This window comes from Streptomyces sp. CA189, assembly GCF_056428985.1.
Genome location: NZ_JBWJVM010000002.1, coordinates 24,499 through 38,431 on the forward strand (window position 1 = coordinate 24,499; position 13,933 = coordinate 38,431).

General features: G+C 73.0%; 12 protein-coding genes. 7 read left to right on the forward strand and 5 right to left on the reverse strand.

Annotated features, from left to right (window positions below):
* Nucleotides 1-15: 15 nt before the first annotated feature.
* Nucleotides 16-795 (forward strand): SDR family NAD(P)-dependent oxidoreductase, encoded by a 780-nt coding sequence (locus AC061S_RS02340; protein ID WP_478684111.1) that lies wholly within the window; start codon nucleotides 16-18, stop codon nucleotides 793-795.
* A 44-nt stretch (nucleotides 796-839) separates the two neighbouring features.
* Here AC061S_RS02340 and AC061S_RS02345 read toward each other — a convergent pair whose 3' ends face one another.
* The 3 genes from AC061S_RS02345 to AC061S_RS02355 form a co-directional block, all read right to left on the reverse strand.
* Nucleotides 840-2,744, reverse strand: a complete 1,905-nt coding sequence (locus tag AC061S_RS02345; protein WP_478684112.1) for a hypothetical protein — start codon at nucleotides 2,742-2,744, stop codon at nucleotides 840-842.
* A gap of 193 nt (nucleotides 2,745-2,937) precedes the next feature.
* Nucleotides 2,938-4,575 carry an ABC-F family ATP-binding cassette domain-containing protein gene (locus AC061S_RS02350; protein ID WP_478684113.1) on the reverse strand — a complete coding sequence of 546 codons (1,638 nt, stop codon included), beginning with the start codon at nucleotides 4,573-4,575 and terminating at the stop codon, nucleotides 2,938-2,940.
* 50 nt (nucleotides 4,576-4,625) lie between these two features.
* Nucleotides 4,626-5,471, reverse strand: a complete 846-nt coding sequence (locus AC061S_RS02355; protein ID WP_478684114.1) for an enoyl-CoA hydratase/isomerase family protein — start codon at nucleotides 5,469-5,471, stop codon at nucleotides 4,626-4,628.
* A gap of 164 nt (nucleotides 5,472-5,635) precedes the next feature.
* Here AC061S_RS02355 and AC061S_RS02360 point away from each other — a divergent pair, with 164 nt between their 5' ends.
* Together AC061S_RS02360 and AC061S_RS02365 are read left to right on the forward strand one after the other, a co-directional pair.
* Nucleotides 5,636-6,289, forward strand: coding sequence for an HdeD family acid-resistance protein (locus AC061S_RS02360; protein ID WP_478684322.1), 654 nt, complete (start codon nucleotides 5,636-5,638; stop codon nucleotides 6,287-6,289).
* A gap of 130 nt (nucleotides 6,290-6,419) precedes the next feature.
* Nucleotides 6,420-6,938 (forward strand): ATP-binding protein, encoded by a 519-nt coding sequence (locus AC061S_RS02365; protein WP_478684323.1) that lies wholly within the window; start codon nucleotides 6,420-6,422, stop codon nucleotides 6,936-6,938.
* Nucleotides 6,939-7,023: 85 nt separating this feature from the next.
* On the opposite strand, the gene idi is transcribed toward AC061S_RS02365, so the two are convergent.
* Both idi and AC061S_RS02375 read right to left on the reverse strand, forming a co-directional pair.
* On the reverse strand, nucleotides 7,024-7,623 hold the full coding sequence (gene idi / locus AC061S_RS02370) for an isopentenyl-diphosphate Delta-isomerase (protein ID WP_399451032.1): 600 nt from the start codon (nucleotides 7,621-7,623) through the stop codon (nucleotides 7,024-7,026).
* 176 nt (nucleotides 7,624-7,799) lie between these two features.
* Nucleotides 7,800-9,056 (reverse strand): GNAT family N-acetyltransferase, encoded by a 1,257-nt coding sequence (locus AC061S_RS02375; RefSeq protein WP_478684324.1) that lies wholly within the window; start codon nucleotides 9,054-9,056, stop codon nucleotides 7,800-7,802.
* A gap of 493 nt (nucleotides 9,057-9,549) precedes the next feature.
* Here AC061S_RS02375 and AC061S_RS02380 point away from each other — a divergent pair, with 493 nt between their 5' ends.
* Genes AC061S_RS02380 through AC061S_RS02395 form a run of 4 tightly spaced genes read left to right on the forward strand, consistent with a single transcriptional unit; the run spans nucleotide 9,550 to nucleotide 13,904 of the window.
* Nucleotides 9,550-11,349, forward strand: a complete 1,800-nt coding sequence (locus AC061S_RS02380) for a DUF5941 domain-containing protein (RefSeq protein ID WP_478684325.1) — start codon at nucleotides 9,550-9,552, stop codon at nucleotides 11,347-11,349.
* Nucleotides 11,346-12,098 carry a phosphocholine cytidylyltransferase family protein gene (locus tag AC061S_RS02385; RefSeq protein WP_478684115.1) on the forward strand — a complete coding sequence of 251 codons (753 nt, stop codon included), beginning with the start codon at nucleotides 11,346-11,348 and terminating at the stop codon, nucleotides 12,096-12,098. The genes AC061S_RS02380 and AC061S_RS02385 overlap by 4 nt, the downstream gene beginning before the upstream one ends.
* Entirely contained in the window at nucleotides 12,086-13,147 is a 1,062-nt protein-coding gene (locus AC061S_RS02390; protein ID WP_478684116.1) for an iron-containing alcohol dehydrogenase family protein, read from the forward strand. The genes AC061S_RS02385 and AC061S_RS02390 overlap by 13 nt, the downstream gene beginning before the upstream one ends.
* On the forward strand, nucleotides 13,125-13,904 hold the full coding sequence (locus AC061S_RS02395) for a CDP-alcohol phosphatidyltransferase family protein (RefSeq protein ID WP_388497063.1): 780 nt from the start codon (nucleotides 13,125-13,127) through the stop codon (nucleotides 13,902-13,904). The genes AC061S_RS02390 and AC061S_RS02395 overlap by 23 nt, the downstream gene beginning before the upstream one ends.
* Nucleotides 13,905-13,933 lie beyond the last annotated feature (29 nt).

Genomic DNA, 13,933 nt, shown 5'->3' on the forward strand with positions numbered 1-13,933 from the left:
GGAAGTGAACGTCTCTTGACCACCACCGCACTGATCACAGGGGCCAGCGCCGGACTCGGCGCCGCCTTCGCCCGCGGCTTCGCCGCCAAGGGCTGCGACCTCGTCCTCGTCGCCCGCGACAAAGCCCGCCTCGAAGCCGTCGCCGCGGACCTCGCCCGGGAATTCGGCACCGTCTGCGAGGTGTTGCCCGCCGACCTGCTCGACGCGGACGGGCTCGCAGCCGTCGCCGAGCGGCTCGCGGACCGGACCCGGCCCGTCGACATCCTGGTCAACAACGCCGGCTTCGGACTCCCCGCGCCGTTCCCGTACAGCCCGGTCGAGGACGAGGAGCGGATGCTCGACCTGCTGGTGAAGGTGCCGCTCCGGCTCACCCACGCCGTGCTCCCGGGCCTGCGCGAACGCCGCCGCGGCGCGGTGCTCAACGTCTCCTCGGTGGCCGGACTGCTGCCGACCGGGACCTACGGCGCCGCGAAGGCCTGGATCACGGCCTTCAGCGAGTCGCTGCGCGTGGACATGGAGCCGTACGGGGTCCGCGTGCTGGCGGTGGTCCCGGGATTCACCCGCACCGAGTTCCAGGAGCGCGCCGGGATGGACGTCACCGCCCTGCGCGACGGGGTGTGGCTGGAGCCGCGCGACGTGGTGGCCCAGGCCCTGAAGGACCTGGCCCGGCGCCGCCCGGTGAGCATCACGGGCCGGCGCTACCAGGCGTACGCGCTGGCCGCCCGCCACCTCCCGCGCGGCTTCGTGGCCCGGAAGATGGCCCGCACGCGCCGCCCCCCGGCGGACGCGGGATGAGCCCTGCTCGTCCGCCGGCAGAGACGACCTAGCCCGTCCAGCCGTCAGGGACCGCCGATCCGCTCCACCGCCTCCCGCGCGTCCCGGAGCAGTTCCGCGTCCATGACGATGCTCGCGCCGTACCGGCGCGGCGGCGCGGCCGCCACGGTACGCAGCGCGGGCAGGGCGGCCGCCGCGGGCGGGCCGATCGCCCCCAGCGCGCGCACGGTCCGCAACGTCAGCTCGGTGACCCGGTGTTCGGCCAGCGGTGCCAGCTCCGGCAGCAGCGCCCCGACGGCGGGGGCCGGATCGCCGGTGATCCGCCACCAGGCTTCGGCCGCGCCGACCCTGCTCCACTCGCCCGGGCCGTCGAGCAGGGCCCGCACGGAGTCGGCGTACGGGGCTGCGAGCGGACCCAGGTCGGCGAGGTAGCGCAGCACCGGACGGCCGAGTCCCGCCCGGGCCGCCGATCCGCCGACCCTCAGGGCCAGTTCCGGGTCGCCCGTCACCCGCCAGTGCGCCCAGGCCGCGGTCTGCGCGCCCTGCCACGGCTTCGGCGAGCGTTCGGTGCCGACGCCGAACCGCCACGGGCTCGTCTCCCCCCGGGCGAGCGCGGCCAGCGCCCCGGCGGCGGCCGAGGCGGCGGGGCCGATCCGCCCCAGGGCTTCGGCGGCCGGCCGGGCGGACGCGGTGTCCAGGGCGTCGGCCAGCTCCGGCACGGCGGGAGCCGCGGCCGGGCCCCACAGGGCGAGGGCGGCCAGGATCTTGCCGGTGGTGTGGGACCCGGGGTCGTAAACGAGCCGGTCCCGGAAGTCCGGCAGCAGAGCCGCGGCCCATGACACGGGCAGCGGCCCGGCCTCCAGGAAGGAGTGCCCGAACTGTTCGCGGTGCAAGGAGACGGCTCGGGGGTCCCCGGAGTGGACCAGTACGCGGACCGCGGTGTGCGCGCTCAACTGGCCGGGGGAGGCGGCCCCTTCGAACGCCCGGACGATTCGGTCCGCGTACGGGGCCGCCGCGCTCCCGCACCGGGCGAGTTCCGTCAGCGACCGGTCGGCCACCTCGGGCTCGTCCTCCAGCCCCGCGGCGACCGTCTGCCACATGTGCTCCTCCGGGTGGCGCCAGTAGCGGAGTTGGCCGCCGGCCGCGCGCACGGCCTGAGCCCGCAGGCTCGGATCCCGGTGCCGGGCCAGGCCGTCGACGAGGGCCCGGGCCTCGCGGGGATGGGCCGTGAGCTGATCCGCGTACCGCTCCACGGGCGTGTAGCCGTACGGCCACCAGGGCACCTCGGGCAAATCGCCGGTCCCGAGCTCGGCGAAGGCCCCGGCGATGCGGCGGCCCGTGCCCTGCGCACCTTCCGGGGCGGCCGTCAGCAGCACGGCCCGCGCGGCCGCCAAGCGTACGAGGGTGTCCGGGTGGTCCAGCCACGGCCGGCCCCACTCGGCGGTCGCCGCCCGGTCTGCGGATCCTGACAGCGCTCCCACCGCGAGGAGTTGGGAGACCAGCGCCGTCGGGTCCTGCTCCTCATGGGCCCTGCGCCGAAGGGCCCGAAGCGTCGCCGGATCCTCTCCCCGGAGCCCGCCCAGCAGCCAGGCCGCCGCGGCCCGGACCTGCGCCGACGGGTCCGCGATCAGCGCGACCACGTCGTGCTCCCGGGCCGCGAAGGCGAGGAAGGCCGGGCGGTGCACGCCGACGCGGCGCTCACCGATGCCGTGGGCGCGCCGGGCCAGCAGACCGAGGGCCAGGGCCCGCCGGTGAGCGCCCAGTCGCGGAAGCAGATCGAACAGCCGCTGGGTGCCCTCCGTGAACAGCGGCTCGTCCGTGCACCAGCCGAGCAGCTCCTCCAACTGCGCCCAGGAGGAGCGGCTCAGCCCCGGTGTCAGCAGTCCGCGCAGCAGGCCGGGAACCTTCTCCCGACCCGCCGCCACCCCTTCGAGCTCGTGCCAGGGCGTCCCGGCCCCCCGTTCGTCCATGCCCGGAGCCTAGCGCTGTGACCGGAAGGGTTCACCGTGTCACGGCGCCCGGCACGGCACCTCGCCGTGTTGTCGGACCACGACGGTACGTCCAGTACGAGTCGGGGTCCTCCGCCTTGCGATGCACCGCACCGGACACCGCGACCCGGCAAACCTTTCCGGCCACAGCACTGGACGACGAGGTGCGGGAGCCTCAGAGCTCGGTGACCTTGCCGTCCGCGACGTGCAGCCGGCGGGTCACCTGGACCGCGTCGAGCATCCGGCGGTCGTGGGTGACCAGCAGCAGGGTGCCCTCGTAGGCCTCGAGAGCGGACTCCAGCTGCTCGATCGCCGGCAGGTCGAGGTGGTTCGTCGGCTCGTCCAGCACCAGCAGGTTCACCCCGCGCCCCTGGAGCAGCGCCAGGGCCGCCCGGGTGCGCTCGCCGGGGGAGAGGGTGGCCGCCGGGCGGGTCACGTGCGCCGCCTTCAGGCCGAACTTGGCGAGCAGGGTGCGGACGTCGGCCGGTTCGGTGTCGGGCACGGCGGCGCAGAAGGCTTCGATGAGCGGTTCGTCGCCGAGGAACAGCCCGCGGGCCTGGTCCACTTCGCCGACCAGGACGCCCGAGCCGAGGGTGGCGGAGCCGGAGTCCGGGGCGAGCCGTCCCAGCAGCACGGCCAACAGGGTCGACTTGCCCGCTCCGTTGGCGCCGGTGATGGCGACCCGGTCCGCCCAGTCGATCTGCAGGCTGGCCGACCCGAAGGCGAAGTCCCCGCGGCGCACCGCCACTTCGCGCAGGGTGGCGACCACCGAGCCGGAGCGCGGGGCCGCCGCGATCTCCATGCGCAGCTCCCACTCCTTGCGCGGCTCCTCCACCACGTCGAGACGCTCGATCGCGCGCTGAGTCTGGCGGGCCTTGGCGGCCTGCTTCTCGCTCGACTCGCCGCGCAGGTTCTTGCCGATCTTGTCGTTGTCGGTCGCCTTGCGGCGGGCGTTGCGCACGCCCTTGTCCATCCAGTTGCGCTGCATCTGGGCCCGGCCTTCGAGGGCGGACTTCTTGCCCGCGTACTCCTCGAATTCCTCGCGGGCGTGGCCGCGGGCCCGCTCGCGCTCCTCCAGGTAGGAGTCGTAGCCGCCGCCGTAGAGGTTGATCTGCTGCTGGGCCAGGTCGAGCTCCAGGACCTTGGTGACGGTGCGCGCGAGGAACTCGCGGTCGTGACTGATCACGACGGTGCCGGCGCGCAGCCCCTTCACGAACTGCTCCAGACGCTCCAGACCGTCGAGGTCGAGGTCGTTGGTCGGCTCGTCGAGCAGGAAGACGTCGTAGCGGGACAGCAGGAGCGAGGCCAGTCCGGCGCGGGCGGCCTGCCCGCCGGACAGCGCGGTCATCGGCAGGTCGAGGCCGACGGACAGCCCGAGGTCGTCGGCGACCTCCTGGGCCCGCTCGTCGAGGTCGGCGCCGCCGAGGTTCAGCCACCGGTCGAGGGCGTCCGCGTACGCGTCGTCGGCGCCCGGGTCCCCGTCCACGAGGCCCTGCGTCGCCGCGTCCAGCTCCGCCTGTGCGGTGGCCACCCCGGTGCGCCGGGCCAGGAACGCGCGGACGGACTCGCCGGGGCGCCGCTCGGGCTCCTGCGGGAGGTGCCCGACGGCGGCGCTGGGCGGGGAGAGGCGCAGCTCACCGGTCTCGGGGGCGTCCAGCCCGGCGAGCATCCGCAGCAGGGTGGACTTCCCGGCGCCGTTGACGCCGACGAGGCCGATGACGTCGCCGGGCGCGACGACGAGGTCGAGATCGGCGAAGAGCGTGCGCTCACCGTGCGCGGCGGTGAGCTTCTTGGCGACGAGGGTTGCAGTCATGATGCCCCGATCCTATCCGCGCCCCGCGCGTCCGGGGCCCGGGGCCGTGGTCAGCGGCCCGAGCCGGGCGAAGACCCCGAGGGTGACGCTCCGTACCCGTCCGGCTCCGCCGGCGGAGTCCAGGTGAAGGCGGGCGCGCGCCGTTCCAGGAAGGCGGCCACCCCCTCCGCGATGTCGCCGCTGGCGGCGGCCTGTGCGGCCCAGTACGCGTCCCGGTCCGTGCGGCCGTCCACGAACTCCTTCGCGGAACTCTGCGTGAGCTGGGAGCGCGTGGCCAGGCTCCGGGTGAACTCCGCCACGCGCTTGGCCAGTTGTCCCGCGGGCAGCAGCTCGTCCAGCAGTCCGGTGCGCAGTGCCCGCTCCGCGTCGATCAACTCGGCGGAGAAGAGCAGGTACTTGGCGGCTGCCGGGCCCACCAGGGACGCGAGGCGCCGGGTGGACGAGGCCGCGTACACGATGCCCAGCCTCGCCGGGGTCACCCCGAAGGAAGCCCCCTCCTCGGCGAAGCGCAGGTCGCAGGCGGCGGCGAGCTGACTGCCCCCGCCCACGCAGAACCCGCGGATCGCGGCCAGCGTGGGCTTGGGGAAGGCGGCGAGCGCCTCCTCCGCCGCGACGGCCAGGGCCTGCGGGTCCTCGTCCCCGGTCAGCGAGGAGATGTCGGCCCCCGCGCAGAAGGTCTCGCCGGCCCCCGTCAGGACCAGCACCCGTACGGCGGGGTCCGCGGCGAGCCCGGCCAGCAGCTCCGGCAGCCCGCGCCACATCGCGGCCGTCATGGCGTTGCGCTTGGCGGGATGCGAGATCACGACGGTGGCGACCCCGTCGGCGACGGAGGAGAGGAGGGCTCCGCGGGGTGCCCGCGTGGTCTGCGGTGCCTCGGCGGCGTGGGCTGCGTCCATGCGCCGGATGCTATCCCGGACGGTCAAACCTATGATCAAAAGACCGGTCCCCGGCAGCTCGGTGGACCGGCCGGCAGTCGGGGGTCCGTCCGGGGGTGCTGAAAGGTGGCGCGTCGATGGGCGCAGACCGTGCCGAGCGAGCGGACCGTACGGGTCCGCAGGACATGAAGGACGACAAGAAGAAGGTCAGCCGCAGTTTCGCGCTGATGGCCCTGCTCGGGGCGCTCCTGGTGGTGGCCGGGCTGGTGGGCCTCGTCTACACCGGTGTCGCCACCCTGACCACGATGTTCCTCTTCGGCTGGCTGCTGCTGTTCGGCGGCGTGGTGGGCCTGCTCCAGGCGATCCAGTCCCGCAAGAGCAACTATTTCTGGCTCGCCGTCATCGTCGCCGCGATCAACATCGCCGCCGGATTCGTGATCCTGCGCCGCCCGGAGGCGAGCGCGGAGGCGCTCACCATGTTCGCCGCGCTGTTGTTCCTCACCGGCGGGGTGTTCCGGCTGGCCGGCGCCGTCGTGGTGCGGGGCGCGCACCTCGGGCTGACCCTCGTCCAGGGCGCTTTCGGCATCCTGCTGGGCCTCCTGATCCTCGCCAACTGGCCCGGCAGCAGCCTGTACGTGATCGGAGCGTTCTTCTCCCTCGCGCTGCTGTTCGACGGCCTGAGCCTGATCGCCGTGGGCATGGGCGCCCGCCGCATCCTGGGCTTGGCCAGGGACGACGAGGTTCCGGTGACGCCGGGAGGGCCGGGAGTCGCGGCGCCCGAGACGCACGAGGCGGCCGAGAAGCGCTCCCCAGAAGATCAGGAACGGTCGAACAACTGACTCTGTCATACGCCAGCGGTCAGAAAGTGTCCGATTGATGCTGACTTCTGGTCAGTGGTCCGGGCCGGAGCGGTCCGGTCCCCACTCTTGACGTGTGCAGACGATCGAGCGTGAAGACGGGGGCCGGGAGATGGATGTGAGCGGGAGCGTCCCGCCAGTCAAGGGGGAGGAGCCGGAGGTCGCGGCCGCCCCCCTCGCGTACGAGGGAGTGTGGCGATTCACGGCACCCGCAGTAGAAGAATCCGTTCCGCAGGCCCGCCGCGCGGTCCGTGACCTGCTCGGCCGCCAGGAGGTGCCGGCCGACCGGGACCTGGTCTACTCCCTGCTGCTGATCGTCTCCGAACTGGTGACGAACTCGGTCCGGCACGCGGCCCTGCTCTCGCCGGAGGTCGCGGTCGAGGTCGCCATCGGCCGGGAGTGGGTACGGGTGGCCGTCGAGGACAACCACCCGTACCGCCCCAAGGCGCTGGAGGCCGATTTCGGCCAGACCGGGGGCCGCGGCCTCCTCCTCGTCCGGGAGATCACGCTGGAGGCCGGCGGGGTCTGCGACGTGGAGCACACCTCCACGGGCGGCAAGGTGATCTGGGCGGCCCTGCCGCTCACCACGGCCGCCGCGTCACCCGCCGCCACCCCGACCTCGGCGGTCTGAGCCCGCTCGCGGCCGCCACCCGGCGCGGCCATCGAGGGCCGGCCGCCACCGGCCGCCTCGTGCCGCCACCGCCCGCCGTCGGCTGCTACCAGCCCGCCGCGTCGCCCGTCAGCTCGCGGATCGCGGGCCGGGCCGCGTCCAGCACGGTCATGAACCAGGCCGAGAACGGGACCTCGGCGTGCCGCTTCGCGAGTTCCTCCGCGGTCACGAACGCGGTGTCCGCGATCTCTTCCGGATCCGGCCGCGCCGACCGCTGCGCGAGTCCCACGAACAGGTGGTTGTACTCCTGCTCCACCAGCCCGGACGCCGGGTCCGGATGGTTGTAGCGCACCGTCCCCGCCTCCGCGAGCAGCGAGGGCGAGAGCCCCAGCTCCTCGTGGGTCCGCCGGGCCGCCGCCGCGAACGGCGACTCCCCGGGGTAGGGGTGGCCGCAGCAGGTGTTCGACCAGACACCGGGGGAGTGGTACTTCCCGAGGGCGCGCTGCTGGAGCAGCATCCGGCCCTGCTCGTCGAAGAGGAACACCGAGAACGCCCGGTGCAACTGGCCGGGGGCCTGATGGGCGGAGAGCTTTTCCGCCGTACCGATGGTGTTGCCGGACTCGTCGACCAGTTCGAGCATGATCGGTTCTTGAGCGCCGGTGCCGGTGGTCGCACTGTTCGCGGCGGTGGCTGGTGTGGTCGGCATACCCATCCTTCGCTTCGGACTTCGGCTTTCAGTCTGCCGTACAAATGGGGATTGCCCCCACTTCGGTGATCCGCGCATGTCCGCCCCCCGCCGCGTGATATGCGACGGGGGGCGGAACGTGCTGATCGGTCAGTTCATCCGGCCGCGGGTCATCCGGCCGCGGGCCGGACCCGGCATCAAACCCCGAACGGGGCCGGGTACTTGATCGTGCCCGCGGGAACCGGCACCGAATCGTCGAGTACCAGCGCCATCATGGCCTCGTCCGGCACCTCGAAGGGCGCCTTGATCCCGAAGCGCGAAGCCGGCACGAACCCGAAGCGCGGGTAGTACTCGGGATGCCCGAGGACGAGCACGAGGTTCTCCCCGCGCTCCGCGGCCGCCGCGAGCAGTGCCCGTACGACCGCGCTGCCGGCGCCCGAGCGCTGGAGCGCGGGGGCGGTGGCCACCGGGGCGAGCGCGAGCGCGGCCACCCCGTCCACCTCGCACCGGGTCAGCAGGGCGTGCGCCGCGACCGACCCGTCCGGGCCCTCGGCCACGTAGGAGAGGCCGGGCAGCCAGGAGCCGTCGGCGCGCAGCGCGTCCACGAGGTCGGCCTCGGCCGGGGTCTCGAAGGCGGCGGAGTTCAGCGCGTGCACGGCGGCCGCGTCCCCGGCCGCCTCGGGGCGGACCGGCCAGGCGCCGCCGTCCCCGGCCGTCACCGGCCGCAGGACGTAGGCGGTGTACCCGTACTCGTGCCCGTACCGCTCCCGTACGTCGATCTCCTCGCGTACGAAGCCCAGCGCGGCCGCGGCCTCGGGGCCCGAGGGTTCCGCAGCCGCGGCGGTCCGCTCGCCGAGCGGACCGTAGTAGGCGGCCCAGTCGGAGTCGGGCTGCCGGTGGACGCCGAGGACCTGGTAGCCGGCTGCCTGGACGGCGGCCAGGTTGCAGGCCGTGGAGCGCAGCGCGTAGTGCGGGTCCCAGAAGGCGCGGACCCCGGCGGAGGGTTCGTCGACGGTCCACTCGCACTCGCTGAGCACGAGGGTGCCGCCGGGGGCGAGCAGCCGCTTCCACCGTGCGAGCGCGGTGGCGAAGCCGATGTTGTAGGCGGATCCCTCGGCCCAGACGAGGTCGAAGGAGCCGTCCGGATGCGCGAGGTCGCCGATGTCCGCCTTGACGGCGCGGACGCGGTCGGTGAGCCCGCGGGCCGCGGCGGCCGTGCGGAGCTCGTCGAGGAAGCCGTCGTTGAGATCGACGGCGGTGACCTCGGCCCCGCGGCCGCCCGCTTCGGCGGCGAGCAGCAGGGCGCTGGGGCCGGGACCGCAGCCCAGGTCCAGGGCGCGCGGCCGCTCGGGCAGCGGCCCGCACAGGGACAGCAGGTGGCGGGTGGTCGCCTCGGAACCGGGGGACTGCCGGGGCAGGCCGCGGTGCAGCGCGAAGAACGCCTCGAAGAACAGGTCGCTCTGGGTGCTGAAATCGGTGGAGTGGGAGTTGCTGGTGTTACCGGTGTTGTCGGTCAACGTGAACCCTTGAAAGGGGGCTCCGGCCGACGGGGGTGATCGGTGTGATCAGACCCGGCCGGACGCCCGGAAGGAGAGGGGGATGAACCGGAGTGCGCTGCGCTGGGCGGCGACGCCTGCGACGGTCATCAACCCCACCTCTTTCTTTCTTTCGTCACATCCCGTGTGACATTCGGGCGATTAAGACGCTTTCGCGAAACTCGTACGCGTCTGCGGCCAGCCTAGCAGCAGCGGTGCCGACGGCGGTTTGTGATCGCTCCTCCTGATCGTCAATGATGATCGGCACAGGGCCGACAGGCCCGTGATTTTCGGCTTATCGGAGCGTAAACGGGCGGTGAACCCCCGCTTCCGTTCATCCGATAGCCTCTGCCGACGTGCCGCCGGCCCACTCGGCGCTCGTTACCCGTGTGCGTGCAAGGAGTGAGTTCGTCTGCCGACCGTCATCCTTACCGGCCTGCCGGTGCCCGGATCAGCGCTCGCCGACGAGCTGCGCTCCCTCGGCTTCGACGTCCGCCCCGCGGCCACCCCGTCGGACGCCACCGCCGCGCTGGCGCTCGTACCCGCCGACCAGCGCGTGGCCGTCGTGGACGGTGAGTTCGTCGGGCACCTGCACGCCCTGCGCCTCGCGCTGACCGACCCGCGGTTCGACGCCTGCTCCGTCACCGGGGCCGTCGCCGTCCAGCCGGGCGCCCGCGCGGCCCTGGACCGGGCCGCCGCGCTCGACGCGTCCGCCCCCGTGGGCGACGGCCCGTACCCCGACCGGCTCGCCGCCGCGGTCGAGGCCGCCGGCACCCCCGTGCACCGCCCCGAGCTGGGCACCCTCGTCGCCGCCGTGCCCGCCACCGCGGCCGAGCGCGCGACGGCGGCAGCCGCCGTCGCGGCCGTCGACGAGGAGGCCGTCCGGCTGCGCACCGCCGTGAAGTCCCGCGACGGGTTCTTCACCACGTTCTTCATCAGCCCGTACTCGCGCTACCTCGCCCGCTGGTGCGCGCGCCGCGGACTGACCCCCAACCAGGTCACCACCGCCTCGCTGATCACCGCGCTGATCGCGGCCGGCTGCGCCGCCACCGGCGACCGCTGGGGCTACGTGGCGTCCGGCGTGCTGCTCCTGGTCTCCTTCGTCCTGGACTGCGCGGACGGGCAGCTCGCCCGCTACTCGCTCCAGTACTCGACGATGGGCGCCTGGCTCGACGCCACCTTCGACCGTGCGAAGGAGTACTCCTTCTACGCGGGCCTCGCGCTCGGCGCGGCCAGGAACGGCGACGACGTCTGGGCCCTGGCGCTCGGCGCCATGATCCTCATGACCTGCCGGCACGTCGTGGACTTCGCCTTCAACGAGGCCAACCACGACGCCACCGCCAATACGAGCCCCACCGCGGCCCTGTCGGACAAGCTCGACAGCCGGGGCTGGACGGTCTGGGTCCGGCGCATGATCATCCTGCCGATCGGCGAGCGCTGGGCCATGATCGCGGTCCTCATCGCCTTCACCACCCCGCGGATCGTCTTCTACGCCCTGCTCGTCGGCTGCGCCTTCGGCGCCCTCTACACCACCGCCGGCCGGGTCCTGCGCTCGCTGACCCGCAAGGCGAAGCGGACCGACCGGGCCGCCCGCGCCCTCGCGGACCTGGCCGACACCGGCCCGCTGGGCGAGCTGATCGCCCGCGGCATGCGCAGGCTGCCGCACTACACCGCGCCCGCGTTCATGGTGAGCGGGGTGGGCTCGGCGGTCATGCTGCTCCTCGCCGCACGGGAGACGTCCTTCGGCAGCCCCCTGCCGATCCTCTTCGCCGGGCTGTACGTGCTGACCGCCGGAGCCGCCGTAGCGCAGCCGCTCAAGGCCCCGCTGGACTGGCTGCTGCCGCCCGTCTTCCGGGCCGCCGAATACACCACCGTCCTGATCCTCGCCGCCAAGGCGGACGTCCCCGGGGCCCTTCCCGCGGCATTCGGACTGGTCGCGGCGGTCGCCTACCATCACTACGACACGGTCTACCGCATCCGCGGTGGCACCGGCGCGCCCCCGCACTGGCTGGTGCGGACGATCGGCGGGCACGAGGGCCGGGTCCTGTTGATCACGGTCCTGGCCTCCGTCCTGGCGTCGCGCGCCGTGGACTTCCCCGTCGCGCTCACGGCCCTCGCCGTGTTCGTGGCACTCGTGGTGCTCGTGGAGAGCATCCGCTTCTGGGTTTCCTCCGGGGCACCCGCCGTACATGACGAAGGAGAACCAGCATGATCGGCCTCGTCCTCGCTGCCGGAGCCGGACGCCGGCTGCGTCCCTACACCGACACCCTGCCCAAGGCCCTCGTGCCCGTCGGACCCGAAGGCGACGAGGAGAGCATCACGGTCCTCGACCTCACGCTCGGCAACTTCGCCGAGGTCGGTCTGACCGAGGTCGCCGTCGTCGTCGGCTACCGCAAGGAAGCCGTGTACGAGCGCCGCGAGGCCCTGGAGGCCAAGTACGGCGTCAAGATCACGCTGATCGACAACGACAAGGCCGAGGAGTGGAACAACGCCTACTCCCTGTGGTGCGCCCGTGACGTCCTCAAGCAGGGTGTGATCCTCGCCAACGGCGACACCGTCCACCCGGTCTCCGTCGAGAAGACCCTGCTCGCCGCCCGCGGCAAGGGCCAGGAGATCATCCTCGCCCTCGATACGGTCAAGAGCCTGGCCGACGAGGAGATGAAGGTCATCACCGACGGCGAGAAGGGTGTCCGGCGGATCACCAAGCTGATGGACCCGGCCACCGCGACCGGCGAGTACATCGGTGTCACCCTCATCGAGCCGGAGGCCGCCGAGGCGCTGGCCGAGGCCCTGAAGACCACCTTCGAGCGCGACCCCGACCTCTACTACGAGGACGGCTACCAGCAGCTCGTCAACGACGGCTTCACCATCGACGTGGCCCCCATCGGCGACGTCAAGTGGGTCGAGATCGACAACCACGACGACCTCGCCAAGGGCCGGACGATCGCATGCCAGTACTGACGAGGCTCATCCCCTCGCCCGTAGTCGTCGACATCAGCCGCGGCGCGATGGACGATCTGGCCGGCCTCCTGGCCGACCAGCGCGTCTCCGCGTCCGGCAAGCTCGCGATCGCCATCAGCGGCGGCTCCGGCGCGGTGCTGCGCGCCAAGCTGGAGCCCGTGCTGCCGCACGCCGACTGGTACGCCGTCGTCGACGGGACCATCGACTCCGCGGTCAAGCTGGCCGACGACATAAAGGGACGCCGCTACGACGCCGTCGTGGGCCTGGGCGGCGGCAAGATCATCGACGTGGCCAAGTACGCCGCGGCGCGGGTCGGACTGCCCATGGTGGCCGTCGCCACCAACCTGTCGCACGACGGCATCTGCTCGCCGGTGTCCATCCTGGACAACGACAACGGCCGGGGCTCCTACGGCGTGCCCATGCCGATCGCGATGGTCGTCGACCTCGACGTCATCCGCGACGCCCCGGCGCGGTTCGTCCGCGCGGGCATCGGCGACGCGATCTCCAACATCTCGGCCATCGCCGACTGGGAGCTCTCGCACCGCCTCAACGACGAGCCCGTCGACGGCCTGGCCGCCGCCATGGCCCGTACCGCGGGCGAGTCCGTACTGCGCCACCCCGGCGGGGTCGGCGACGACGAGTTCCTCACCGTGCTGGCCGAGGCGCTCGTCCTGTCCGGCATCGCCATGGCGATCAGCGGGGACACCCGCCCCTCGTCCGGCGCCTGCCACGAGATCAGCCACGCCTTCGACCTGCTCTACCCGGGACGCTCCGCGCTCCACGGCGAGCAGGTCGGCCTCGGAGCGGCGTTCGCCATGCACCTGCGGGGGGACACGGACAAGTCCGGGCTCTTCGTCGAGGTGCTGCGCGGTCACGGCCTGCCCGTGCTGCCCGAGGAGATCGGGTTCAGCGTGGACGAGTTCGTCGCGGCCGTCGAGTACGCCCCCCAGACCCGTCCGGGACGTTTCACGATCCTGGAGCACCTCAACTTGTCCGCAGCCGAGATCAGGGACGCTTACGCCGACTATGCCAAGACCATCCGTAGCTGAACTCCGGCCCGTCGTTCACCCGGCGGGCGTCAAGGACCGGGTCAGCGGCGAGCACTGGGGCGGGCGCCTCTACATGCGCGAGATCTCCCTGCGCATCACCCGCCTCCTGGTCACCACCAAGGTCACGCCCAACCAGCTGACCTACGTGATGACCCTCGCAGGGGTTCTCGCCGCCCCGGCCCTGCTGGTGCCCGGCGTCTGGGGCGCCGTCCTCGGCGTGGTGGCGGTCCAGATGTACCTGCTGCTCGACTGCGTCGACGGCGAGGTCGCCCGCTGGAAGAAGCAGTTCTCGCTGTCCGGGGTCTACCTGGACCGGGTCGGCGCCTACCTGTGCGACGCGGCGGTGCTCGTCGGCTTCGGCCTGCGCGCCTCCGACCTGTGGGGCACCGGGCGCATCGACTGGCTGTGGGCCTTCCTGGGCACCCTCGCGGCGCTCGGCGCGATCCTGATCAAGGCCGAGACCGACCTGGTCGGCGTCGCCCGCCACCAGGCCGGGAAGCCCGTGGTCCAGGACGCGGCGGCCACGCCGCGCTCGTCCGGGATGGCGTTCGCCCGCCGGGCCGCGGCCGCGCTCAAGTTCCACCGCCTGGTCCTCGGCATCGAGGCCTCGCTGCTCATCCTGGTGCTGGCCGTCCTGGACCAGGTCCGCGGCGACCTCTACTTCTCCCGCCTCGGCGTCGCGGTGCTCGCCGGCATCGCACTGCTGCAGACCGTGCTGCACCTGGTGTCGGTCCTGGCCTCCAGCAGGCTCAAGTGACGGCGCCGCTGCGGCTGGGCGCCGTCATC

Excerpts from the sequence above, each read along its gene's own strand:
- AC061S_RS02345 (WP_478684112.1), bottom strand. The coding sequence starts at position 2,744 with ATGGACGAACGGGGGGCCGGGACGCCCTGGCACGAGCTCGAAGGGGTG.
- AC061S_RS02350 (WP_478684113.1), bottom strand. The coding sequence starts at position 4,575 with ATGACTGCAACCCTCGTCGCCAAGAAGCTCACCGCCGCGCACGGTGAG.
- AC061S_RS02355 (WP_478684114.1), bottom strand. The coding sequence starts at position 5,471 with ATGGACGCAGCCCACGCCGCCGAGGCACCGCAGACCACGCGGGCACCC.
- AC061S_RS02360 (WP_478684322.1), top strand. The coding sequence starts at position 5,636 with ATGAAGGACGACAAGAAGAAGGTCAGCCGCAGTTTCGCGCTGATGGCC.
- AC061S_RS02365 (WP_478684323.1), top strand. The coding sequence starts at position 6,420 with ATGGATGTGAGCGGGAGCGTCCCGCCAGTCAAGGGGGAGGAGCCGGAG.
- idi (WP_399451032.1), bottom strand. The coding sequence starts at position 7,623 with ATGCCGACCACACCAGCCACCGCCGCGAACAGTGCGACCACCGGCACC.
- AC061S_RS02385 (WP_478684115.1), top strand. The coding sequence starts at position 11,346 with ATGATCGGCCTCGTCCTCGCTGCCGGAGCCGGACGCCGGCTGCGTCCC.
- AC061S_RS02390 (WP_478684116.1), top strand. The coding sequence starts at position 12,086 with ATGCCAGTACTGACGAGGCTCATCCCCTCGCCCGTAGTCGTCGACATC.
- AC061S_RS02395 (WP_388497063.1), top strand. The coding sequence starts at position 13,125 with ATGCCAAGACCATCCGTAGCTGAACTCCGGCCCGTCGTTCACCCGGCG.